At 53.6% G+C, this 22,892-nt stretch carries 22 protein-coding genes; 20 read left to right on the forward strand and 2 right to left on the reverse strand.

The genetic code is table 11. The features are described from left to right. The first annotated feature begins 1 nt into the window (after window position 1). From obgE to yajC, 15 genes are all read left to right on the forward strand, one after another. Window positions 2–1,327, forward strand: a complete 1,326-nt coding sequence (gene obgE, locus D3P08_RS19935; RefSeq protein ID WP_119601811.1) for a GTPase ObgE — start codon at window positions 2–4, stop codon at window positions 1,325–1,327. Between the two features lie 116 nt (window positions 1,328–1,443). Beyond that, entirely contained in the window at window positions 1,444–1,881 is a 438-nt protein-coding gene (locus D3P08_RS19940) for an ACT domain-containing protein (RefSeq protein ID WP_119601813.1), read from the forward strand. 24 nt (window positions 1,882–1,905) lie between these two features. Then, window positions 1,906–3,192, forward strand: coding sequence for a homoserine dehydrogenase (locus D3P08_RS19945; protein WP_119601815.1), 1,287 nt, complete (start codon window positions 1,906–1,908; stop codon window positions 3,190–3,192). A gap of 3 nt (window positions 3,193–3,195) precedes the next feature. After that, complete coding sequence (gene thrB, locus D3P08_RS19950; RefSeq protein WP_119601817.1) at window positions 3,196–4,194, forward strand: homoserine kinase; 999 nt, start codon at window positions 3,196–3,198, stop codon at window positions 4,192–4,194. Continuing rightward, a complete protein-coding gene (gene pheA / locus D3P08_RS19955; protein ID WP_119601819.1) occupies window positions 4,191–5,069 on the forward strand; it encodes a prephenate dehydratase in 879 nt (292 codons plus the stop codon). The genes thrB and pheA overlap by 4 nt, the downstream gene beginning before the upstream one ends. Before the next feature lie 68 nt (window positions 5,070–5,137). Beyond that, on the forward strand, window positions 5,138–6,019 hold the full coding sequence (gene ilvE, locus D3P08_RS19960; RefSeq protein ID WP_119601821.1) for a branched-chain-amino-acid transaminase: 882 nt from the start codon (window positions 5,138–5,140) through the stop codon (window positions 6,017–6,019). A gap of 337 nt (window positions 6,020–6,356) precedes the next feature. Further along, complete coding sequence (locus tag D3P08_RS19965; RefSeq protein WP_119601823.1) at window positions 6,357–8,936, forward strand: LysM peptidoglycan-binding domain-containing protein; 2,580 nt, start codon at window positions 6,357–6,359, stop codon at window positions 8,934–8,936. Window positions 8,937–9,072: 136 nt separating this feature from the next. Then, on the forward strand, window positions 9,073–9,708 hold the full coding sequence (locus D3P08_RS19970) for a BofC C-terminal domain-containing protein (RefSeq protein WP_162848540.1): 636 nt from the start codon (window positions 9,073–9,075) through the stop codon (window positions 9,706–9,708). Window positions 9,709–9,903: 195 nt separating this feature from the next. Further along, window positions 9,904–10,401 (forward strand): crossover junction endodeoxyribonuclease RuvC, encoded by a 498-nt coding sequence (gene ruvC / locus D3P08_RS19975; protein ID WP_119601937.1) that lies wholly within the window; start codon window positions 9,904–9,906, stop codon window positions 10,399–10,401. Between the two features lie 3 nt (window positions 10,402–10,404). Continuing rightward, entirely contained in the window at window positions 10,405–11,040 is a 636-nt protein-coding gene (ruvA, locus tag D3P08_RS19980) for a Holliday junction branch migration protein RuvA (RefSeq protein ID WP_119601827.1), read from the forward strand. Window positions 11,041–11,063: 23 nt separating this feature from the next. Next, complete coding sequence (gene ruvB, locus D3P08_RS19985; protein WP_119601828.1) at window positions 11,064–12,068, forward strand: Holliday junction branch migration DNA helicase RuvB; 1,005 nt, start codon at window positions 11,064–11,066, stop codon at window positions 12,066–12,068. 17 nt (window positions 12,069–12,085) lie between these two features. Beyond that, complete coding sequence (locus tag D3P08_RS19990) at window positions 12,086–14,212, forward strand: SpoIID/LytB domain-containing protein (protein WP_119601829.1); 2,127 nt, start codon at window positions 12,086–12,088, stop codon at window positions 14,210–14,212. A gap of 7 nt (window positions 14,213–14,219) precedes the next feature. Further along, window positions 14,220–15,266: a tRNA preQ1(34) S-adenosylmethionine ribosyltransferase-isomerase QueA gene (gene queA / locus D3P08_RS19995; protein WP_119601830.1), complete on the forward strand. Its 1,047-nt coding sequence runs from the start codon at window positions 14,220–14,222 to the stop codon at window positions 15,264–15,266. Window positions 15,267–15,278: 12 nt separating this feature from the next. Next, window positions 15,279–16,427, forward strand: coding sequence for a tRNA guanosine(34) transglycosylase Tgt (gene tgt / locus D3P08_RS20000; protein WP_119601831.1), 1,149 nt, complete (start codon window positions 15,279–15,281; stop codon window positions 16,425–16,427). A gap of 14 nt (window positions 16,428–16,441) precedes the next feature. Beyond that, the gene (yajC, locus tag D3P08_RS20005) at window positions 16,442–16,762 is read left to right on the forward strand and encodes a preprotein translocase subunit YajC (protein WP_119601832.1); all 321 of its coding nucleotides are present in this window, start codon (window positions 16,442–16,444) and stop codon (window positions 16,760–16,762) included. Window positions 16,763–16,819: 57 nt separating this feature from the next. Here yajC and D3P08_RS20010 read toward each other — a convergent pair whose 3' ends face one another. Continuing rightward, on the reverse strand, window positions 16,820–17,212 hold the full coding sequence (locus D3P08_RS20010; protein ID WP_119601833.1) for a TIGR04086 family membrane protein: 393 nt from the start codon (window positions 17,210–17,212) through the stop codon (window positions 16,820–16,822). Between the two features lie 197 nt (window positions 17,213–17,409). Between D3P08_RS20010 and D3P08_RS20015 the strand changes: the two genes are divergently transcribed. Beyond that, window positions 17,410–18,174: a YetF domain-containing protein gene (locus tag D3P08_RS20015; protein ID WP_240647665.1), complete on the forward strand. Its 765-nt coding sequence runs from the start codon at window positions 17,410–17,412 to the stop codon at window positions 18,172–18,174. Here the strand turns inward: D3P08_RS20015 and spoVB are convergent. After that, window positions 18,167–19,732 (reverse strand): stage V sporulation protein B, encoded by a 1,566-nt coding sequence (gene spoVB / locus D3P08_RS20020; protein WP_119601834.1) that lies wholly within the window; start codon window positions 19,730–19,732, stop codon window positions 18,167–18,169. The genes D3P08_RS20015 and spoVB overlap by 8 nt on opposite strands. A gap of 249 nt (window positions 19,733–19,981) precedes the next feature. On the opposite strand from spoVB, the gene D3P08_RS20025 reads away from it, so the two are divergent. The 4 genes from D3P08_RS20025 (at window position 19,982) to D3P08_RS20040 (ending at window position 22,891) form a co-directional block, all read left to right on the forward strand. Beyond that, window positions 19,982–20,221, forward strand: coding sequence for a post-transcriptional regulator (locus D3P08_RS20025; protein WP_119601835.1), 240 nt, complete (start codon window positions 19,982–19,984; stop codon window positions 20,219–20,221). A gap of 83 nt (window positions 20,222–20,304) precedes the next feature. Continuing rightward, window positions 20,305–21,549 (forward strand): protein translocase subunit SecD, encoded by a 1,245-nt coding sequence (gene secD / locus D3P08_RS20030; RefSeq protein ID WP_119601836.1) that lies wholly within the window; start codon window positions 20,305–20,307, stop codon window positions 21,547–21,549. Next, window positions 21,539–22,462, forward strand: coding sequence for a protein translocase subunit SecF (gene secF, locus D3P08_RS20035; protein WP_119601838.1), 924 nt, complete (start codon window positions 21,539–21,541; stop codon window positions 22,460–22,462). The genes secD and secF overlap by 11 nt, the downstream gene beginning before the upstream one ends. 15 nt (window positions 22,463–22,477) lie before the next feature. Next, window positions 22,478–22,891, forward strand: coding sequence for a cation transporter dimerization domain-containing protein (locus D3P08_RS20040; RefSeq protein ID WP_119601840.1), 414 nt, complete (start codon window positions 22,478–22,480; stop codon window positions 22,889–22,891). The last annotated feature ends 1 nt before the right edge of the window (window position 22,892 follow it).

Genomic DNA, 22,892 nt, shown 5'->3' on the forward strand with positions numbered 1-22,892 from the left:
CATGTTTGTCGATAAGGCGAAAATATTTGTAAAAGGCGGAGACGGCGGAGACGGAATTGTCTCTTTCCGCCGCGAGAAGTATGTGGAAAACGGCGGTCCTGCAGGCGGAGACGGAGGCAACGGCGGAGATTTGATCTTCCGTGTTGACGAAGGCTTGCGCACGCTGATGGACTTCCGGTATCAGAAGCATTTCAAAGCGGAGCGCGGCGAGCGCGGCAAGGTAAAAGGCATGCACGGCGCCAGCGCGGAGGATACGATCGTTCGGATTCCGCCAGGGACGGTCGTCATTGACGATGATACAGGAGAAGTCATTGCCGATATGACGAGGCATGGCCAAGAGGTTGTAGTCGCCAAAGGCGGACGCGGCGGACGCGGCAATATCCGGTTCGCGACGCCGACCAATCCGGCTCCTTATATTTCGGAGAACGGAGAGGAAGGCGAGGAGCGCTGGGTTGTGCTTGAGCTGAAGGTAATGGCGGACGTGGGTCTTGTAGGCTTCCCGAGCGTCGGGAAATCGACGCTTCTGTCTGTCGTATCGGGCGCAAAGCCGAAGATTGGCGCTTACCACTTTACGACGATCACACCCAATCTGGGCGTTGTGGATGTGGGTGACGGCCGCAGCTTTGTAATGGCGGATTTGCCGGGACTGATCGAAGGCGCGCATGAAGGCGTCGGACTCGGCCATGAGTTTTTGCGCCACGTCGAGAGAACGCGGGTTATTATCCACGTCATTGACATGGCGGCGTCCGAAGGGCGAGACCCTTATGACGATTGGAAGAAGATTAACGCCGAGCTGGCGCTGTACAACGCGAAGCTGGCGGAGCGCCCTCAGATCATCGCCGCGAACAAAATGGACATGCCGGAGGCTGAGGAGCAGCTTGAGCTATTCAAGCAGCAGCTCGCGGAAGAGGACAGCGAGCGCATTTATGAGATCGTTCCGATCTCTTCTTTGACGAAGCAAGGCATTCAGGAGCTGCTCTATAAGGCGGCCGATCTGCTTGATACGGTTGCGGTGCAGACTGAGGTTGAAGAAGTTAAGGCGATCGAAGAGCGCAAGGTGTACAGCTACGAGAAGAAGGAAGACATCACGTTTACGATCCATCGGGAAGACGAAATTTTCGTCGTTGAAAGCGAAGGCATTGCCCGGATGATGAAACGAATGAATTTAAACTCTTATGACGCGGTCATGCGGTTCGCGCGGATTATGCGGAAGCTTGGGGTGGACGAGGCTTTGCGCAAACAAGGCGCAAAAGACGGCGATATGGTTCGAGTTAATGATTTTGCGTTCGAATTTTTTGAAGGCAGCGACTATAATCCTTACGAATAACACGAGACAAGAGACGACGAAAGTCGTCTTTTTCCATAGGGCCTATTGCCGGGGCGCTGCGATTCCGTTATAATGTCCACTATAGGTGTACATTTGTCTTTTTGAGGAGGACGCAAGTGGCTGATCGCTATTATGTCGTTCGAGAGGACATACTGCCGGAGGCGATACAAAAAACGATCCTGGTGAAGGAGCTGCTCGCAAGCGGCAGCGCGGCAACCGTTCATGAAGCCGTGGAGAGGGCCGGTCTCAGCCGCAGCGCGTTCTACAAATACAAGGACGGCGTTTACGCGCTGAATGAAATGAACCAGGAACGAATCGTGACGGTATCGATGGATTTGGCGCATCGGGCAGGCGTATTATCGAGCGTGCTTGGGCTGATTGCCGCTCAAGGCGGGAATGTGCTGACGATGAACCAAAGCATTCCGCTGCAAGGCTATGCGAATGTCGTGTTGTCCGTGGACGTATCGCAGGTGGCGGGCGACGCTTCCGAATTGGCGGAGCTGCTGCGGCGGGAGCCCGGCGTGCGCAAGGCGGCTATTATCGGCAGAGGATAACAAGTTTGGATGTGGAGGGATTATATGAAGCCGGTTAAAGTAGGTTTGTTGGGGCTCGGCACGGTTGGAACGGGTGTCGTGCGTATTGTGGAAGGCCATCAGGAGGATTTGCAGAGTCAAGTCGGTTCTCCCATCATGATTGAGAAAGTGCTGGTGCAAAATAAGAGCAAGGCGAGAAATATCGCTGTTTCGCCGGATAAGCTGACGGAGGATCCTTGGGAAGTGATCCGCCATCCGGAGATTGATGTCATCGTGGAAGTGATGGGAGGCATCGCTAACACGAAGGAATATATCCTCGAAGCGTTGTCTTTGGGCAAGCATGTTGTAACGGCCAACAAAGATTTGATGGCTCTTCACGGGCCGGAAATTTTGGCGAAGGCGCATGAGCATCGCTGCGACGTGTTATATGAGGCGAGCGTAGCCGGCGGCATTCCGATTATCCGCACGCTGGTGGAAGGCTTCTCCTCCGACCGGATTACGAAAATTATGGGTATCGTGAACGGAACAACCAACTATATCCTGACGAAAATGAGCCAAGAGGGCGCTTCGTATTCGGACGTGCTCAAGGAAGCGCAGGAGTTGGGCTATGCGGAGTCCGATCCGACGTCTGACGTCGAGGGACTTGATGCTGCCCGCAAAATGACGATTCTTGCGACGCTCGGCTTCCGCTCGAACGTGGCGCTGGAGGATGTATCCACGCAAGGCATTTCTTCCGTAAGCAAAGAAGACATTTTATATGCAAAGAGACTTGGCTATGAGCTGAAGCTTCTTGGGATCGCGGAGAGTCAAGACGATCAGATCAGCGTCAGCGTGCAGCCGACGATGGTTAGAAAAACGCATCCGATCGCTTCCGTTAACGGCGTATTTAATGCCGTGTATGTATTCGGGGAAGCGGTTGGCGAGACGATGTTCTACGGCGCGGGCGCCGGCGAGCTGCCGACGGCGACTTCCGTTGTGGCCGACCTTGTCGCCGTCGTGAAAAACTTGAAGCTGGGCGTGAACGGCAAGCAAGGCGCCGTCGCCTACAAAGAGAAGAAGCTCAAAACCGACGAGCAAATCTCCTCGAAATATTTCCTGCTTCTGCATGTGGCGGATCGTGCAGGGGTATTGGCTCGCATTACGCAGGCGTTTGCGGATTATGAGGTCAGTCTGGAATCCGTGCTGCAGCAGCCGAATCCGAACAATCCGGATGCCGAAATTATTATCATTACGCATGACGCCAGCAGAGCGGCGATTAAGAAGGTACTCGCGAACTTCGAATCCTTGGATGTCGTTTACAAAGTGAAAAGCGTCTACCGGGTGGAAGGATAAGCGATGAACAACCGACGAGTAATCGTGAAGGTTCCCGCCAGCACCGCCAACTTGGGACCGGGCTTCGATACGCTGGGCATGGCGCTGTCGCTGTTCGCATGGATCGAAATGTCCGTGCCGCAGACAGGCGGGACGACCTTTGAATTTTTTGGAGACGGTATGGACTGTTTGCCGCGAGACAAATCGAACCTGCTTTATAAAGTGGCGCAGCTTGTTTTTGAAGAGGCTGGCGCTGAGGTGCCGGAGCTTGCCATCGCGATGTACAGCGAGATCCCGCTCGCAAGGGGACTTGGCAGCAGCGCCTCGGCCATCGTCGGAGCATTGGCTGCCGCGAACGCGTTAATCGGCAGCCCGCTCAGCCCGATGAAGCTGTTCCAGATCGCGACCGAGCTGGAAGGGCATCCCGACAATGTCGGCGCCTCGCTGTTCGGCGGCATCGTCGTATCGGCTTGGGACGGCGAGGAGGCGCAGTATGCGCGGATCGAGCCGCCCAAACGGCTTGAGGCGCTGGTTGCGATTCCAGCGTTCGAGCTGCTCACGGAGAAGGCGCGCCATGCGCTGCCTTCCGCCGTGTCGATGGCCGACGCCGTCTATAACGTCGGCCGTAGCTCTTTGCTCGTCGCGGCGCTGGCCGGCGGCGAGCTGGAGCTGATCCGCCATGCGATGAAGGATCGGCTGCACCAGCCTTACCGTGCAGCCCTTATTCCCGGCATGGCGGAAATTTTGGAGCGCGCCGCGGACTTCGGCGCGCTTGGCGCGGCGCTCAGCGGAGCGGGGCCGACGCTGATCGCGTTTGTGGACGCGGCAAGCGGCGAGAAGGCGCAGCTTGAGAGCTTTTTGAAGGCGACGCTCGCGAAGGAAGGCATCGAAGCGGAGACATTATGGCTGGCGCCTTGCTTGAGCGGGCCGGAAATTACGGTGGAGGAGACGCAATCCGCAGGCACGGGGGCGGAACGGCGGTTAACCCTGCTGGACAGAATCAGAGGAGAAGTCAAAGCATGAAAACAATCGCATTGCTGCCGGCGGGCTCCGTCTCGGACGAAGCGGCCAAGCATTTGTTCGCCGGCGAAAACCAGGTGGAATGGAAGCATCATAGGCTCATTGCCGATGTATTCCTCTCAACCGTAAACGGGATTAGCGACTACAGCGTCATCCCGATTGAAAATACGATCGAAGGCTCCGTCAGCCTTCATATGGATTGGCTTGTCCACGAGGTGGATTTGCCGATGCAGGCGGAATGGGTATACCCGTCCATTCAGAATCTGATCGGAAGAAAGTCGGAGCTGCAAGGGGATACGGGAGCGACCCTCGACTTCTCCCGGATTAAAAAGGTGATCAGTCACCCTGTTGCGATGGCGCAATGTCTTCAGTTCCTGCGAACCTCTATGCCTAACGCGGAGATGGAGCATGTCAGCAGCACCGCCGAAGCGGTTCGAATTGTCCGGGATCATCCGGGCGAAGGAATTGCGGCAATCGGCACACGGATAGCGGCGGCAAACAATGGACTCGATTTGTTGGCGACGGAAATTACGGATCACGACAACAATTATACGAGGTTCATGCTCGTCGGCAAGGAGCCGTACGCCGCCCGCAAGTCGGACCGGATCAAAACAAGCATTCTTGTGACGCTGCCGGAGGATTTTCCGGGGGCTCTTCACCAGGTGCTATCCGCCTTCGCGTGGCGGCGCATCAACCTGTCGCGGATTGAGTCGCGTCCGACGAAAAAGAAGCTGGGCAGTTATTATTTTTATATCGAAATCGAGATGTCCCTGGATTCGGTGCTCCTGCCCGCGGCTTTGCAGGAAATCGAAGCGATCGGCTGCAGCATTCGCATCCTGGGATGCTACCCTAGTTTCACTTACGAGCAGCTATTATAATTAGATTGTGGGTTAGACGAACTGAGAGGTTCATGATCGACACATAATGCGGAGGTGTAAGGTTCGGTATGGCAGAGCAATGGATTTATTTGAATGGTGAATATGTAAAAAAAGAAGACGCGAAGGTTTCCGTTTACGATCACGGCTTCTTGTACGGGGACGGCATTTTTGAGGGCATTCGGATTTATGACGGCAACATTTTTAAATGCAAAGAGCATCTGGACCGCTTGTATGATTCGGCCAAATCGATCATGCTCGACATTCCTTTAACTTATGATGAGATGCAGGCTGCGCTTGTAGAGACAATCCGCCGCAACGAGCTGCGCGACGGTTATATCCGTCTTGTCGTCTCTCGCGGTCCCGGCAACCTGGGGCTGGATCCAAAGCGCTGCCCGGCAGCTTTTGTCATCATTATTGTGGAGCAGCTTGCGATTTACCCGGAGGAGGCATACAAGAACGGTCTCGTCTCCGTATCTGTATCCCAGCGCCGCAATATTCCGGATGCGCTTAACCCGAAGATCAAATCGCTGAACTATTTGAATAATATTTTGGTCAAAATTCAGGCGAACCTGGCCGGTGTGGGCGAAGCGATCATGCTGAACTCGCAAGGCTATGTGGCAGAGGGCTCCAGCGATAACATCTTCATCATTAAGAACGGCACTGTGTTTACGCCGCCTTGCTATATCGGCGCCCTTGAAGGCATTACGCGCGCGGCGATTATTGAGCTTTGCGACAAGCTCGGCTACAAGCTGAAGGAAGAGCCGTTTACGCTGCATGACGTTTACGTCGCGGATGAGGTGTTCTTCACAGGCACGGCAGCTGAAGTTATCGCGGTTCGCGAAGTCGACGGCCGCACGATCGGATCCGGACAAGCCGGTCCGATTACGACGCATCTGCTTCAAGAATTCCGTAAAATCGTTACCGTTGACGGCGTAAAGGTTTACGAATAGCTTATCCCGAATGCGGCACTTCAAGCGGAGCCGGCGCTCATGCAGCGCCGGCTTTTTGCGTTCATCTATTTTTTATGATAAATGCGCCCTCAGCAGCTCTCTTGTGCGCGGTTGTCCCGCTTAACCCTCACTAAGCGCTCAGTATTTCCTTCTGATGCGGCCGATTGGCTGTCAACTTATGACGAATATTCCGTGTTTTTGGGGGAGACTGGACATGCCTCGACGTTTTTTTCTAAAAAGTGGAGACACCTGCCCATGTTCTGCATAGGATGTAGAGATTGATAACAGGCATTAGCCGTGCCAAGTTATTCAGAACGTAACAGGAGGTCATCGGCGAGTGAAAATCCATATGGTCAAAAAAGGCGACACGTTATACTCCATTGGCCAGAAGTATAACGTTTCGCTGGAAGAAATTTTGGCGCTGAACTCGGATATTACGAATCCGGATGCGCTGGACGTTGGCATGAAGATCAAAATCCCTTCAAGCCACAATGCACAGAATGGAGTGAACGGAATGGAGATTATGCACCAGCATGTCGTCAAGCAGGGGGATACGCTGTGGAAGCTGTCCAAAGCTTGGGGGGTGCCGCTGGCCACAATTATTCATGCCAATCCTCATCTCAAAAACCCGAACGTGCTGCTGACCGGAGAGATCGTGAACATTCCGAAGGCGAATGCCCAAGTTCCCGCATCCTTCACCCCTCAGAGCACATCCGGCAAAACACCTACACATCCGCTAAGCCCGACTTCGATCATGCAGGGCGTACAGGGTGTCGTCGGAAAGCTGGCAACGGCTCCTTCGGTAGTCGGAAAAACGTTTACCGGTTTTGTTACGGACAAAAAAAATACAGCCCCTATCACAGGAAAAACGCCAACCGCTCCGATCGTGTCACCCGTTCCGCCCGCGCCGGCTCCTGCTCCGCCTGCCGCGAAGGTAGAGCCTGCTAAAAAAGCCGAGCCGGAGAAAAAAGTCGAACCGCTCGCCGAGAAGGCTGAACCGATCGCTTCAAAAGAACAGCCCGCCAAAAAGGAGCCTGCAGCTGAAAAAGTCGAGCCTCTTGCAGCCGAAAAAACGGCTCCGCTCTCGACGGGCAAAACGGCTCCGGCCTCTAAAACGCCGACGGGCGATATCTCGCCGCTCTCGACAGGAAAAACAGCGCCGGCTTCCAAAACGCCGACGGGCGATATTACGCCGCTTTCATCTAACGTTGCTCCAATGTCCAGCGGCAACGTGGCGCCGCTCTCGTCAAACGTAGCGCCGTTATCCGGCGGTAATGTAGCGCCGCTCTCGTCGAACGCAGCGCCGTTATCCGGCGGTAATGTAGCGCCGCTTTCGGAAAATGTGTCGCCGTATTCCGGAGGTAAAGTCTCGCCGCTTTCGGAAAATGTGTCGCCGTATTCCGGAGGTAAAGTCTCGCCGCTTTCGGAAAATGTATCGCCGTATTCCGGAGGTAAAGTCTCGCCGCTTTCGGAAAATGTATCGCCGTATTCCGGAGGTAAAGTCTCGCCGCTTTCGGAAAATGTGTCGCCGTATTCCGGAGGTAAAGTCGCGCCGCTTTCGGAAAATGTGTCGCCGTATTCCGGAGGTAAAGTCTCGCCGCTTTCGGAAAATATATCGCCGTATTCCGGCGGCAACGTCTCGCCGCTATCGGCGAATGTATCGCCGTATTCCGGCGGCAACGTCTCGCCGCTATCGGCGAATGTATCGCCGTTGTCCGGCGGCAACGTCGCACCGCTGTCGGCGAATGTATCGCCGTTGTCCGGCGGCAACGTCTCGCCGTTATCGGCGAATATATCGCCGTTGTCCGGCGGCAACGTCGCACCGCTGTCGGCGAATGTATCGCCGTTGTCCGGCGGCAATTTCTCGCCGCTTTCTGAAAATACTGCACCTGCGACGAAGACGACAGCCTATGCGAATAAAGCATTACCGTTGGAATATCAAGATAACTCGGAATACGGGCAAAGCATGGACCTGTTCCAACAATACAACGTGCCTGCCGTAGAGGCGATGTCCATGTACAATTCAAGCTATCCGGGCATAAACGCTTCGATGGTTCAACCATACTATGCTTCTCCGAATGATATGGCTCCTTACGGTTACGACACGGGTTCTAAATTCGGAGCGCTCGCGGACACAACGCAGCCTATGTATCCTTACGATTGTCCGCCAGGAACGTACCCATGGCAGGGTGTTATGCCGTATGCGGGAGGACCCGATTGGGGTTACGGCAATCCATCGTACGAAGGCCTAAGCGAAGCTTTGCCGAATAAGGGCTACGTCTCGCCGCTATCCGAGGGAGCAAACAAAGGCTACGTTTCGCCATTGGCAGAAAATGAAAGCATGGTCTCACCGCTGTCTGCAGGCCCTAACGCAGGCATGGTCTTGCCAATGTCTGCAGGCCCTAACGCGGGCATGGTTTCGCCAATGTCTGCAGGCCCTAACACGGGCATGGTCTCGCCATTGTCGGCAGGCCCTAACACGGGCATGGTTTCGCCGATGTCCACTGGAGCAAACACAGGCATGGTATCCCCGTACGCATTCGGAGCGAATGCCGGCATGATCTCGCCATACTCGGCTGGACCTAATACGGGCATGGCGCCGATGTCGATGGGACAATTGTCGGAGCTGTCGGCTATGTACCCGCCAACAGGCTACACGGGGAACATTAGCGGGTACCCGACCGGAACCCCTTATCCGATGTGGGGAAACAATTCGGCCCCCGTTGCGGGACTAAGCACAAAGGATGACTGCGGCTGCGGCGGTAAAAGAGACGACGAGGCTGAAGCGGTCGGAACAGCTTCGAAAGCCGGAGCTCTTAAACCGCGCAAAAAAGGAAAAAAAGCGGCTATCCGTACCGTAGTGCCGAAACCGAAGAGAAAGACGACAAGCGGCAGCCGTCCTTGGATCAACCGCTAGCCGTTTCGAATCGCTAATCGAACATGTAGAATATGAACGGGCCTCGCGCTATAAAAACGAGGCCTGTTTTTTGTTGAATAATTATACATACATGGAGCAGACTATCAGAAAAATGCAAGTAAAGGGGGCTTCCTCAATGATGACATTCAGCTTGTGGAAGCAATTGAAAAGACGGCTTCGGCGAAGCCGAAAGCCGCTTTGGACATTAGGGGCAGTCGCGTTTTGGATTACGGCGAGCATAGGTTGCGGAGCGGCGATAACCGCCGTGCCGCCCGTCCTTTACGCTAAGGATCAGCCCTCGATCAGCGAGGCTTTGGCGAACAGGACAGACGCGATACCGGTTATCCTTCGCCGTATTTATGTTTGCGGCGAGGAGACGGAGTCGTTAGGCCGGCTGGAGGGAAAAGGGATTGTGCGGCTTCTTATGGAGCATCCGGAGTGGAGCGCATCGCTCGACCGTGACGGCGAATCCGTAACGGTTGTTGAGCATATCGAGGACTTGTCCGATTATTGCAAGTCGCATGCTTACTTCGGCATCGATAAAAACGGCAATTTCTCCTTATTCGACGGCGCGCCAAAAGAAGAAAAGGTGCTGCGAACCTTCTTTCAGCTCGACATTCGGTTCATGGAGAGCAGCCTTCCCGATCATCAGCTGGAACAGCTTAACCAAGGCATTCGCGTAAGCGACATCGACGAATATAACAGCGTATTATCCACTTACAGCGACTATGCGATGGAGCCTAATGAGAAGGCCATGAAGCAGGCTTATTAGAATTTGGAATCGATGATTGAAACAAGGATAAAAGCCTCCTGCCCAATCCGATAAGCAGGAGGTTTTTTGTGCTGCTTGTTGGGCTTTGCATTTGTGACAAGTCCAATTCTATCAAACATTCGTTCTCATTCTCTTTTTATTTTGCTATAATGAAGGCTGGGCGTTTATTAGGCAGTCCCGATAGGAGTTGGCATGTTGCGAGTATTAGGCATTGACCCGGGCATAGCGATCGCGGGTTTCGGATTCATAGATAAAATAGGACATAAGCTTACGCCCGTGCAATACGGCGCGATCACGACGGAAGCAAGCACGCCTCAGGAACAAAGGCTCGTTCAAATTTACGAATCGGCAGGAGCGCTGATGGACCGGTACAAGCCGGATGCGGTAGCGGTTGAGAAGCTGTTCTTCAACCGGAACGTCACGACGGCTTTCGCCGTCGGACAGGCGCGCGGCGTCATCATATTGGCGGCCGCCCAGCGCGGATTGCCGGTAGCGGAATATACGCCGCTTCAAGTGAAGCAATCGGTCGTAGGCTACGGCAAAGCGGAGAAGCGGCAGGTGCAGGAGATGGTTAAGATGTTCCTTAAGCTGTCCGCGATCCCGAAGCCGGACGACGTGGCGGACGCTCTTGCCATAGCGATCTGTCATGCCCACTCCGCCGTGTTGACACAGAAAATAAATGAGGTGACCTAGTCAATGATCGATTTTTTAAAAGGACCGGTCGTACATATTGAAGCGGAGTATATTGTGATGGACGTAAGGGATGTCGGATACCGCGTATTCGTTCCAAGTCCTTACGCTTTTGCGGCTAAGGAGGGAGCGGTTACCGTATACATCCACCATCATGTGCGCGAAGACGCGATCCATCTGTTCGGCTTTGAATCAAGAGAGCAGCAGACGCTGTTCCGCAAGCTGCTGGATGTGTCCGGCATCGGACCGCGTGTCGCGCTGGGCGTCCTGTCGGCCGGTAAGCCGGAATCGATTGTGGCTGCGGTTCAGCAGGAGAATATCGGCTTTTTGACCAAGCTGCCCGGCATCGGCAAGAAAACGGCTCAGCGTATGATCCTTGACTTGAAGGACAAGTTATTCGGGGCGGTTGCTGACGGAGGACTGCTTGCCGCGGCGGGATTCGCCGCTGAGCTGGCTGGCGAGACTATAGGAGACGAAGGCGCAGGCACGGCATGGAAGGAAGCGCGCGAAGGGCTTGCGGCGCTTGGTTATACGTCCGCGGAGCTGGATAAGGCCTGGAACGGACTCAAGGACAGCGTCAAAGCGGACGAAACCGTCGATTCGCTGATGAAGCGGGCGCTGCAGCAGTTGTTTAAAGGGTAACGGAGAGGAGAGAACAGCGGGCAATGGACGATCGAATTATATCCGCCAACCTGATGATGGAAGACCAAGCTGTAGAGCTGAGCCTAAGGCCGCGCTACTTGGCTGAATATATCGGACAAACGAAGGTCAAGGAGAACTTGACCATTTATATTGAAGCCGCAAAAATGCGGAAGGAGGCGCTGGACCATGTGCTTCTTTATGGCCCGCCGGGTCTCGGCAAGACGACCTTGTCGAACATTATCGCCAATGAGCTTGGCGTTAATCTGCGCACGACGTCCGGTCCCGCCATCGAACGGCCGGGGGACCTTGCGGCGCTTCTGACCAATTTGCAGGAAGGCGATGTTCTGTTCATCGACGAGATTCACCGCCTGCACCGTACCGTTGAGGAAGTGCTTTATCCCGCGATGGAGGACTTCGCGCTTGATATTATGATCGGCAAAGGTCCGAGCGCGCGTTCGGTGCGGCTCGATCTGCCGCCGTTTACGCTGATCGGGGCGACGACACGAGCTGGGCTGCTCTCAGCCCCGCTGCGGGACCGCTTCGGCGTCGTAAGCCGGCTTGAATTTTATACGGTGGACGAGCTTGCGTTTATCGTATCGCGCGCATCCGAAATATTGGATGTGGCTATCGTCGGCGAAGCGGCGACGGAAATCGCAATGCGCTCCCGGGGAACGCCGCGGATCGCGAACCGGCTGCTGAAGAGGGTCCGGGACTTTGCTCAAGTGCGCGGAGACGGCGTGATCACGCATGAAATCGCGAGATCCGCGCTAGAACTCCTGCAGGTCGATCCTATGGGATTGGACCATATCGATCACAAGATGCTTCATGCCATGATGACCACCTTCTCCGGCCGGCCTGTCGGACTCGACACCATTGCGGCCACGATCGGCGAAGAAAGTCAGACGATCGAAGACGTGTATGAACCTTATTTAATGCAGATCGGCTTCTTGCAGCGCACTCCGCGAGGACGAATCGCAACCGACAGCGCTTATAAGCATCTTGGACTGCCGATACCGAAGCGTACGTAGAGAGAGGAGTTCAACTGGTGAAGACGATTAATCATACCTGGAGAAAGCTTGCGCTTACGACGATCGCGCTGCTTGTCCTCGTTTCTGCCGCAACGGCCGTTCCTGTTCGGACGCAAGCAGCCGTCCCATCCTTACAGGATATTCGGGTAGCAATGTTTATGCAGCTGCCCGGCAAGTACGATCAGACGACGGCGGCAGCCACATTCCAATCGGCGGGCGGTATAGGTCTTGGCGTTCGCGAGCCGGATGGCGCGCATAAATGGTTGTCCATACCCGCGGGGGAAAGCGTCCGCGTCGCAGTTGACGATTATAAGGTCAAGCTGCTGGAGACCAAAACCTTCACAAGCGCTTGGAGCGTCTATCAATACGTCGTCTCCGCTAAAGGCACAGCTTATATAACGTCAGTAAAGAAAAACGGCGCTCTTCATTATCAAATATTCGAAGGCGCGTATAAATCAGCGGCGGAATCGGCATCCGCCGTTAGCCGCTGGAATGCTGACGCTAAGCTGTCCGGGATGCTCGGCGGCTTTAAGCCGGCAGCGCAAGGCCCGCTGCGCTTGGAGACCCCTGCCTATAGCAGCAAAGCGGCCGCTGAAGCGGGGGCCGAGCAATACGGCGCGGCGGGGTTCGATGCTTATGTTGCGGTGAGAGCAGGCGCTTCCGGCCCGGTGTATTCCGTTATGATAGGCGGAGCGTCTACGGCTGAAGAGCTGAAGACGCTGCAGGCGGATGCAGCGAAAGCGCCAAGCAGCGCTTCCTTGAAGCCGGTGGATCCAACCTCGCGATATATGCTGATTCGCCCGGATTATGCGAACACCGGTAAGGCAAACGATAGCCAGACGCTTTACATGTTCCCTTTAAACGATATGAAGGTTTGGCTCACACCTTCCGGAGAGCAGCCAATCAGCCTCAAGGAGCGCAGCGGCCGGACGTATCGGGGGAGCTTCGAGCTTAGCGCGTTTAATGGGAAGCTCGCGGTGATTAATGAACTGCCCTTCGAGGAATATCTGTACTCGGTCGTAGCGGTGGAGATGTATACCTCCTGGCCGCTTGAAGCGCTGAAAGCGCAGGCGGTAGCGGCGCGTTCCTATGCTTTAAACAAAGGGCTAGGATTCCAGATCGCCCATGTCGTAGACACGACTTTAAGCCAGGCCTATAACGGTACGGGTGTCGAAAAGCCGTCTTCAATCGAGGCGGTCGAAGCGACGAGAGGCGTTGTCGCGTTATACAACGGCAAGGTCATTGAAGCGATATTTTCATCGAACGGCGGAGGCATGACGGCGGACGCCAAAGAAGCCTGGAATAATGAAGTGCCTTATCTGAAATCCGTTCCGAGCCCGGATGATGTGTCGGAGAAAGGGCTTTACAGCTGGTACCGCGTCGTTCTGCCGAGCGGACAGCTTGGGTATGTGCGCGAGGATCTAGTGACCGATTCAGGGCAAAAGACATCGGCCGGCAGCCGAATTTTGGAGCTGACTGCCGATGGAACGAATATTCGAAAGCATCCGTTGATTCAAGAAGCTGTCCCCGTCGTGGCTCAGTTGAATAAGGGCGCGCGGGTTGTCGAGCTCGAGAAGGTGATGGAGTCGAATCCGATGCGCTGGATTAGAGGTCCCTTTACCAGCACGGAGCTGCTGACAACGTTGAATCTTCGCGTCAATCCCAAGCTGACTGCTCCGATCACTGCGCTAGAAGTGAGCAGCCGAGGCGTTTCGGGACGCGCGACAGGTCTTTCCGTGAATGGGGCAGAGCTTACGCTCGCATCGCCGGATACGATTCGGTCGGCGCTAGGCGTAGGCGGGTCGCTCCCTAGCACATTATTTGATATTGAAGAAACGGGGAAAGTCGTTATCCTTGGCGCAGGGGGAGCGCAATCGACCAAGTCGGACGAATCCCGCAAGGTTTATGTAATGGGCGCCGACGGCAAGTCGGCAGCGTATAACGGCGAATATCTCTATGCGATGGACGGCGACGGTGACATTCGGGCCGCTTCGAAAGGCGCCGCGTTTGAATTTAGAGGCACCGGATACGGACACGGCGTCGGCTTGTCCCAGTATGGAGCGCTCAGCTTGGCTCAGCAAGGGTATGACTATGAATATATTTTGAAATACTACTATAAAGGCATTACGCTAGCTAAGGAATGAATATGAGATGAATGTAGATTGGTTTGATTTCCATCTTCCGGAGGAATTGATCGCACAGACGCCGCTTAAGGAGCGTACGGCTTCGAGGCTGCTTATGCTGGACAAGACGAGCGGAGAAATCAGTCACGGCGTCTTCACCGACTTGGAGGGCAAGCTGCGGGAAGGCGACGTGCTTGTGCTGAACAACACGAGAGTCATCCCGGCAAGATTGATGGGGATGAAGAAGGAAACGGGAGCTAAGGCGGAGCTGCTGCTCCTCAAGCAGCTAGGCGAGAATCAGTGGGAGACGCTGGCGAAGCCGGCTAAAAAGCTGAAGGTTGGATCGGTCATCGTCTTTGGCGATGACGGAACGGGCAATCCGCTAATGGAAGCGGAAGTGCTGTCGGAGGGCGAAATGGGATCGAGAACGATCCGGTTCCGCTATGAGGGGATCTTCCAGGAGCTGCTCGATAAACTGGGGGAAATGCCTCTCCCGCCTTATATTAAGGAGCGGCTGGAGGAACGGGAGCGGTATCAGACCGTATACTCCAAGCATGAGGGCTCAGCCGCCGCCCCAACGGCAGGTCTTCATTTCACCGAAGAGTTCCTTCACCGGTTGGAGCAAAAGGGCGTAAAGCTCGCGTATGTGACGCTCCACGTCGGTCTCGGAACGTTCAGGCCGATGTCGGTCGACACGGTGGAAGAGCATGAGATGCATTCGGAATATTACGAGCTGGATGAACAGAATGCGGAATTGCTGAATGAGGCGAAGCGTTCCGGCAGAAGAATCGTTGCAGTCGGCACCACATCCGCTCGTACGCTGGAGACGCTGGCCAATCGTTTCAAGGATGCGCCGATTGAGTCTTGCAGCGGCTGGACTTCCATCTTTATTTATCCGGGGTACCAGTTTCAGCTTGTGAATGCGCTGCTGACGAACTTCCATTTGCCGAAGTCGACGCTGGTTATGCTGGTTAGCGCGCTTGCCGGACGCGACACGATTATGAAGGCCTATCGCGAAGCGATCGAGCGCCGTTACCGATTTTTTAGCTTTGGCGATGCGATGTTTATTTATTAACCAAATCAGAGAATGGAACGTGACGAAGTGGCAGTTAAATATGAGTTGATTAAACAATGCAAGCAATCGGGGGCGCGGCTTGGACGTGTGCATACGCCCCACGGCGTCATAGAGACGCCGGCTTTTATGCCGGTAGGCACGCAGGCTACGGTAAAAACGATGAGCCCCGAAGAATTGAAAGCGATGGACGCGCATATTATTTTAAGCAATACTTATCATTTGTTCCTCCGTCCGGGACATGAGCTCGTTAAAAAGGCGGGGGGACTTCACAAGTTCATGAACTGGGACCGCCCGATATTGACGGACAGCGGAGGCTTTCAGGTGTTCAGCCTGGCTGAAATGCGGAAAATTACGGAAGAAGGCGTTCATTTCCGTTCGCACTTAAACGGCGATAAGCTGTTTTTGTCGCCAGAAGTTGTAATGGAGATCGAGAACGCGCTGGGACCCGACATCATGATGGCATTCGATGAATGTCCGCCGTATCCGGCCGAGTATGAATATGTCAAACAGTCGACGGAGCGAACGTCCCGCTGGGCGGAGCGGTGCCTGAAGGCGCATGCAAGACCGCATGATCAAGCGTTATTCGCCATTGTGCAGGGCGGCATGTATAAAGATCTGCGCATCCAAAGCGCCAAAGATTTGACTTCCATGGATTTCCCGGGGTATGCTATTGGTGGACTCAGCGTTGGCGAGCCTAAACACCTCATGTATGAGGTGTTGGATTATACGGTGCCTGAGCTCCCGGCGGACAAGCCTAGGTATTTAATGGGCGTCGGTTCGCCAGACGCGCTCGTCGAAGGCGCGATCAGAGGCGTCGACATGTTCGATTGCGTGCTGCCGACCCGTATCGCGAGAAACGGGACAACGATGACGAGCCAGGGACGCCTAGTCATTCGCAACGCCAAATATGCGGAAGACTTGGGGCCGCTTGATCCGAACTGTTCCTGTTATACCTGCCAAAACTATTCAAGAGCCTATATCCGTCATCTTTTGAAAGCGGATGAAACATTCGGAATTCGGTTAACGACATACCATAATTTGCATTTCTTGCTGCAGCTGATGCGGGATGTGCGTCAAGCAATAATGGAAGACCGGCTTCTGGATTTTAGAGACTCGTTCTTCGAGTCTTACGGCCTTCACGATAACGATAAAGGGTTTTGAAAGGGGTGAATTCAATGTTTCAATATTTAGCAGCAGACGGTGGTCAAGGCGCAACGAACATTTGGCAGCTCATCTGGCCTTTCCTGCTTATGTTCGCCGTATTTTATTTTTTGCTTATTCGCCCTCAGCAGAAGAAGCAGAAACAGCGTACAGCTATGTTAAATCAAATTAAAAAAGGCGATAAAATTACGACAATCGGAGGACTGCACGGCACTGTTATGGAGTTGAATGACGACACGGTCGTTATTCGCGTCAATGATACGACAAAAATGACGTTCGAACGCAGTGCAGTCAATACGATTATAAGCTCCGCGCCATCGGCATCCGAGCAGTAATTCCACGATAGGAATGAAACGACCGGCAGATCTCTCTGCCGGTCGTTTTTTTTGTTCCTATCTGCGCAGGTTCACGCCGATCATGCCGCCGAACGCTCCGGCAAGAAGCGCTGCGCCGAGCAGGAGCGCGCTATTCCAGGTTGGAGCGGCGTTAGCGGCCAAGAAGCTGATGATCATCACCATAATGCCATAAATGAGGCCAAGCATGCCGCCGTTGTACCAGCCCTTGCGTTCAGAACGTTTGCCGGCTGTAAATCCGCCTGCGAGAGCGGATACGCCGTGCACGATGAGGGAGTATGTGCCAAGCTCGCTCTCTTTCATACTGGAGAATTGGAGCAGAAGTGAAAGCAGCAGCGCGCCTGCGGCCAGCCATAGGATCGAAAAAATAACTCCGGCGAGCAATGGAGATCCGATGATCGGCGATTTGGGAGCTTGTTTGACGGAACTCATCCTATTCCTCCTTCGAGATGAAGTATTACTTATCCATATGGTCAAGCCTTTCGCTTTAGTACATGTCTTCTGTCCGGAATGTGCGCTTTTGCCATTAATTCGCGCAACGATTTTCGTATGATGTGTTTGGACGGGGGTGAGAATAGCTGTACGAGCTTAGGCGGACAGACTTCTACGATCGAGGAGGCGCATAGCACTTGGAATTATGGAGCCTGTTGTTGCGGACGGTGGTCATTTATTTTGTCGTGTTTCTCATTATGCGATTAATGGGAAAACGTGAAATCGGCAAGCTGTCGGTGCTTGACCTCGTCATTTCCGTTATGGTTGCCGAAATAGCTGTCATTGTTATCGAAGACGTAAAACGGCCATTGATGGATGGAATCCTGCCAATGGCAGTCCTTATGGCTATTCAAGTGGGCACGGCTGTATTGTCCCTTCATAACCGAAAGCTGCGCTTATTGTTCGACGGTAAACCAAGCGTTATTATCGCAAAGGGGAAGGTCGACAAGGAGGAAATGCGCAAGCAGCGATATAACCTGGATGATCTGATGCTCCAGCTTCGGGAGAATAAGCTGACCTCCGTAGCGGATGTCGAGTTTGCGATTCTGGAGACGAGCGGCAAGCTGTCCGTTATACCGAAGGAGGGCGTTCAGAGCGGCTCAAGCAGTTCGAACAGCAAGGATTCGCCAAATGTAGAAATTGAAAGGTCAAACCATCCGCTTTCCGAAAAAAGCAAGGAAAAGCTGATCCCTGCCGGCTTCCGCTATGAGATATTGCCGATTCCGCTTATTATGGACGGCAAAGTGCAGGACGAAAATCTCGCTAAAATTGATAAGACCCGGTTTTGGCTTAAAAATGCGCTTCAGGAGCATAAAGTGACGGATTTTAAAGATGTTTTCCTATGCACCATCGACCATAAAGGAAAGCTGTTTGTCGATGTCAATCAAAAGAAAACTACCTGAACCAATTGCCTACCCACGGTATGCGAGCGACATCATGCCGGTCGATAATCCGCATCCAAATCATAAGCAGCAGGTAAATAAGGACGCTTGCCGCACAAGCAAGGAGAAGGCTCATCCATTCCGCGCCTGCTGGCGAGTGCTTCATTACCCATTGCGCGGCCGCTCCCATAATAATCATGGCGGCGAAAACCTTCATAAAATCGAGCAGCTTCATTCGGAATCCGATGAATCGAAGCACGCCAATCGCGTGAAGAACAGTGACCAGCACAATATTAATGCTGATGGCGATTACCGCCCCGTAGATGCCAAGCTCCGGATTGGAAGCGAGATACACGATCAGGACGAGCTTGACCGCGGCAGCGATAAAGGTGTTCAACAGAGCGGTTCCCGGTTTGTTGAGCGCTTGCAGCGCGGCCTGGAGCGGAGCCTGCAAGTATATGAAAATCCCTACCGGAGCCATAATCTGCAGCATGGGGGCATACTCCGGATGATCATAGATCAGCCTGCACAGCGGCTCTGCGAATAACCCCATCACGACGGTAAACGGTGCGCCGGATACCAGCGCAATGCGCATCGATTGATGAAGACGTTTGTGAATAAGCGGTTTATCATTCCTAGCCGCCGCTTCGGAGAGCGAAGGAACAAGAGAAACCGCCAAGGAATAGGTTAAGGCGGTCGGGAGCAGCAGCAACGGAATAATCATGCCTTGCAGCGCGCCGTATTGGGCGGTGGCGATACCCGTCACAATGCCGGCAGCCGCCAGGCTGCGGGCTGTAAAGATCGACTCCAGCAAATAGGACAGCGAGCCGACAAGTTTGCTGCCGGTTACCGGGATCGATAATCCAAGCAATCGGCGCAAAACGGATGGCTGCGTGCTGGATGCAGCTTCAGATGGCTCGGACATTTCCGAAGGCGAAGATTTTGTCTTCTTTTCCCGGGCGTATTTCCATAGCAGAACGAGCAATCCCCCGGTTTCCCCGGCAACGACTCCAAGCATGGCGCCCGCCGCCGCCCACTCCAGTCCGTATGGAAGAAGCAAGTAAGCTAGGAAAAGGGAGGCTATAATGCGAACAATCGTTTCGACGAGCTGCGACACAGCGCTTGGTATCATATTTTGCTTACCTTGGAAGTAGCCTCTGTATACGGATGAAATACCGACAATGAGCAGCATCGGGCTCATCATGAGGAAAGAGCGGTAGACTCTCTCATCCGGCAGCAAGTAACGAATGATAACCGGGGCGAACACCAGCATGGCAACGGTTATAACGGCCGCAATGGAAACCGTTAGCAGCATGGCCGTCCTGAAAATATGTTTGACTCTTTTGGTGTCGCCTTGCGATTCCGCTTCTGCGATCCATTTGGCGATTGCGAGCGGGATGCCGCCGGTAATAATAGTTAGCAGCACGATCAAAAATGGATAGGCAAGCTGATAGATGCCGACGCCCTCCGCCCCGATGATACGCGGCAGCGCAATTCGCGGAATAAAACCAAGCAAGCGGTTTACAATACCGGCGGCAAGCAGGATCATAGCTCCCTTAATAAACGTTTGCTTCGTCATAACCCTGAACCTCATCTCCTTGAGAGTACCTGCCTGCATCGAACGTGCGGATAAGGACATGCAGGTATTATCACTTTATGCTCGGCATGTCCGCTTCCATGTCTGCCAATTTTGTTAATATCGCGGATTCGGCAGGAGAATACTGAAGGAATAGAGAATACATAGGATGTGGAACAAGATTTATGTATGCGAGGCAGGCTTCGCTGCATTGCAGAGCAATCGTCGGCGAAGCATCTAAGGAGGTTTGGCATGGCAGACGAAGAGCTTGCGGGGATGATCGAGGAGCTGTGTCACAGCAAAGCGGAGGAGTTCCGGATGCTCGGGTACGAGCACGTGGACGGAAAGGAAATTTGGGATTGCGTCAGCGCGAAATACGCGAAAACGGGTCAACCGGAGCTGCACCAGCTGGTTAACGATATTTTATCGCTGAAGGTGACGCAATTTATGAACCATATGACGCTGAACGCGTTTAAGGGGAACCCTTTCTAAAGAAGCGGGTTCTCTCTTTTTTGACTCGTTTTTGCGGCATCTGTATAATGGGAATATTGAGATCATAAGGGGGATTTGAGCGTATGTTCGGGAAGAGAATTGCAGCCTTCCTTGCGGTCTTGGTCGTGACGGTCGCCGTTATCGCCGGGACAAGCCCTTGGCTGCTTCAGGATGTCAAGCTTGGTCTTGATTTGAAGGGCGGCTACGAGGTGCTGTACAAAGCGACGCCGTTCGAAGGCGGCGCGGAAGTAACGCCGGAAACTTTGAAGGAAACAGCTAAAGGTCTTCAACAGCGTATTGACAAGGAAGGTTTGGTAGAGCCGGATATTACGCCGGAGGGCAGTGATAGAATCAGGGTCAAGCTGCCGGGTGTGGAGAGCGAAGACGACGAGGTGCTGAAAATGCTCTCGGAGCCGATCAACCTGACATTTCGCGCGCCTGACGGCGAAGTGATGCTGACGGGTACTGATTTTGTTGAAAACGGTGCGGGGATTGCATATGACAATTTGAATAACCCGATTGTCACCATTAAACTGAAGGACGCCAAAAAATTCGGCGATGTGACAACGAAACTAGTTGGACAGCCGATGTCCATCTACTTGGATGAAGAGCTGATCTCGAGCCCAATGGTAAACGAACCGATCAACAGTGACAGCGCGACGATTACATTGGGGAGTGGCCCTGATGTTCTAAAAGAAGCAAAGGATTTGCGCGACAAAATCAACATGGGCTCGCTGCCGCTGAAGCTTGAAGCTCTTTATACGAACAGCGTCGGAGCCAAACTGGGCATGGAGTCCTTGAAGGACACGGTGACGGCGGGCGTTATCGGCTCCTTGGTCGTCCTTGTATTTATGATTGTGATTTTCCGGATTCCGGGTTTTGTCGCTGCGATTACGATCATTACGTACGCTTGGATGCTCATCCTTGTGCAGAACCTGCTGAATACCACGCTTACGCTGCCGGGTATTGCGGCGTTCGTGCTTGGGGTCGGGATGGCGGTTGACGCCAACATTATTACGGCCGAACGGATTAAGGAAGAGATTCGAAGCGGCAAGAGCGTGCTTTCGTCTCTAAAATCCGGCTCCAAAAACTCGTTCCGTACGGTCATGGACGCGAACATTACGGGTATTATCGCCGCAGCCGTGCTCTATTTCATCGGGGACGGAGCCATTAAAGGATTTGCGCTGACGATGATTTTCAGTATTCTCGTCAGTATTGTCACGAACATCTACTTTGCGCGTTTCCTGCTGAATCTGCTGGTCCGGAGCAACAAGTTTATTAAACCGGGCTACTACGGCGTGAAGGAGAGTGAAATCCGTGAACTATAATACAAAAATTCGTTATGATGTCGTAGGCAACCGGAATAAATATTTTATATTCTCCCTTGCGCTTACGCTTGCAGGTATTGTGTCGCTCATTCTGGTTCAATTGAATCTCGGCGTCGACTTCAAAGCGGGCACCACTATGGACATATCGGTCGGTAAGTCGGTGACGCAGCAAGAAATGAAGGATGCTTTGGCGGAAGCGGGCTTCCCGGATGTGACGCCGACGGTCGGCGGGCAAAATAACGACCGGGCTTCCGTACGGTTTGACGATGTATTAACGCAAGAGCAATCGGCGAAAGTGAATCAGACGTTGAAAACGAAGTTCGGAGAAGACGTATCGGCTGAAACGAGCGTCGTATCGCCCGATATCGCGCGAGAGCTCGGTATCAAAGCCATATGGGCGATTCTGATCGCCAGCCTCGGGATTATGCTGTATGTCATGATCCGGTTCGAGTGGCGCTTCGCGCTTGCCGCGAATATTTCTATCTTATATGACAGCTTTGTCGTTATCGCGTTGTTCTCCATCTTCCAGCTGGAAGTCGATCTTCCGTTTATCGCTGCCGTGCTGACAACGCTTGGTTATTCGATTAACGATAAGATCGTTATCTTCGACCGGATCCGCGAAAACTTGAGATTTGCTCAGGTGAAGAATGAAGAACAGCTTGCAGAGCTGGTCAACGCAAGTATTTGGCAGACGATGGCACGGAACTTATATACGGTGCTGACGGTATTTATCATTACCGTATGTATTTACTTTTGGGGAAGTCCGTCGATCAAGCTGTTTTCGCTTGCTATGCTTATCGGTCTGGTCAGCGGGGCATACTCCACGATATTCCTCGCAAGCCCGCTGTGGTACCTCCTTAAGCGTAAGGAGAAGAAAAAGCCGAAAGCAGCAGCTGCGAAAACCGCTCCATAAAACGGAGGATAGAATATGTCAACCAGATCGCGAGATGGGAAGCGGGAGCCCGGCAGAACGCGCTTTTGGGAAAGCTTGCTAGCCTTTCTGTTTCGGGGTTCGCGAAGAAATAACAGTGTCTCCGGCAAGGAAGAAGCCGCGGATGAGCTCATGCAAGTGGTGCAGCGCGTTGAAGGCGTTGTGACCGTAGAATCGCTGCGCGCCAGAGAACAAGGGCATTACGTTGTCGCGGATATCGTCATCAGCGTCAACCCGAGAATTACGGTGCTCGAAGGGCAAGAGATTGCAAAAAAGGTGAAGACGCTGCTGATGCATCGTTTTCTCCATTTATCGGATGTTTCGGTTTACGTGGAGCCTTATGATCCCGGATATCCGTATAAATCCAATCATGATCCAAATCAGGAGCACATGCCGACACTGCTGCAATAGA

The organism is Paenibacillus nanensis (genome assembly GCF_003583765.1).
Classification (GTDB): Bacteria; Bacillota; Bacilli; order Paenibacillales; family Paenibacillaceae; genus Pristimantibacillus; species Pristimantibacillus nanensis.

Excerpts from the sequence above, each read along its gene's own strand:
- D3P08_RS20010 (WP_119601833.1), bottom strand. The coding sequence starts at position 17,212 with ATGAGTTCCGTCAAACAAGCTCCCAAATCGCCGATCATCGGATCTCCA.
- D3P08_RS20025 (WP_119601835.1), top strand. The coding sequence starts at position 19,982 with ATGGCAGACGAAGAGCTTGCGGGGATGATCGAGGAGCTGTGTCACAGC.
- ruvA (WP_119601827.1), top strand. The coding sequence starts at position 10,405 with ATGATCGATTTTTTAAAAGGACCGGTCGTACATATTGAAGCGGAGTAT.
- yajC (WP_119601832.1), top strand. The coding sequence starts at position 16,442 with ATGTTTCAATATTTAGCAGCAGACGGTGGTCAAGGCGCAACGAACATT.
- D3P08_RS19970 (WP_162848540.1), top strand. The coding sequence starts at position 9,073 with ATGATGACATTCAGCTTGTGGAAGCAATTGAAAAGACGGCTTCGGCGA.
- D3P08_RS19945 (WP_119601815.1), top strand. The coding sequence starts at position 1,906 with ATGAAGCCGGTTAAAGTAGGTTTGTTGGGGCTCGGCACGGTTGGAACG.
- ruvB (WP_119601828.1), top strand. The coding sequence starts at position 11,064 with ATGGACGATCGAATTATATCCGCCAACCTGATGATGGAAGACCAAGCT.
- queA (WP_119601830.1), top strand. The coding sequence starts at position 14,220 with ATGAATGTAGATTGGTTTGATTTCCATCTTCCGGAGGAATTGATCGCA.
- tgt (WP_119601831.1), top strand. The coding sequence starts at position 15,279 with ATGGAACGTGACGAAGTGGCAGTTAAATATGAGTTGATTAAACAATGC.
- obgE (WP_119601811.1), top strand. The coding sequence starts at position 2 with ATGTTTGTCGATAAGGCGAAAATATTTGTAAAAGGCGGAGACGGCGGA.
- secD (WP_119601836.1), top strand. The coding sequence starts at position 20,305 with ATGTTCGGGAAGAGAATTGCAGCCTTCCTTGCGGTCTTGGTCGTGACG.
- ilvE (WP_119601821.1), top strand. The coding sequence starts at position 5,138 with ATGGCAGAGCAATGGATTTATTTGAATGGTGAATATGTAAAAAAAGAA.
- D3P08_RS20040 (WP_119601840.1), top strand. The coding sequence starts at position 22,478 with ATGTCAACCAGATCGCGAGATGGGAAGCGGGAGCCCGGCAGAACGCGC.
- thrB (WP_119601817.1), top strand. The coding sequence starts at position 3,196 with ATGAACAACCGACGAGTAATCGTGAAGGTTCCCGCCAGCACCGCCAAC.
- pheA (WP_119601819.1), top strand. The coding sequence starts at position 4,191 with ATGAAAACAATCGCATTGCTGCCGGCGGGCTCCGTCTCGGACGAAGCG.
- spoVB (WP_119601834.1), bottom strand. The coding sequence starts at position 19,732 with ATGACGAAGCAAACGTTTATTAAGGGAGCTATGATCCTGCTTGCCGCC.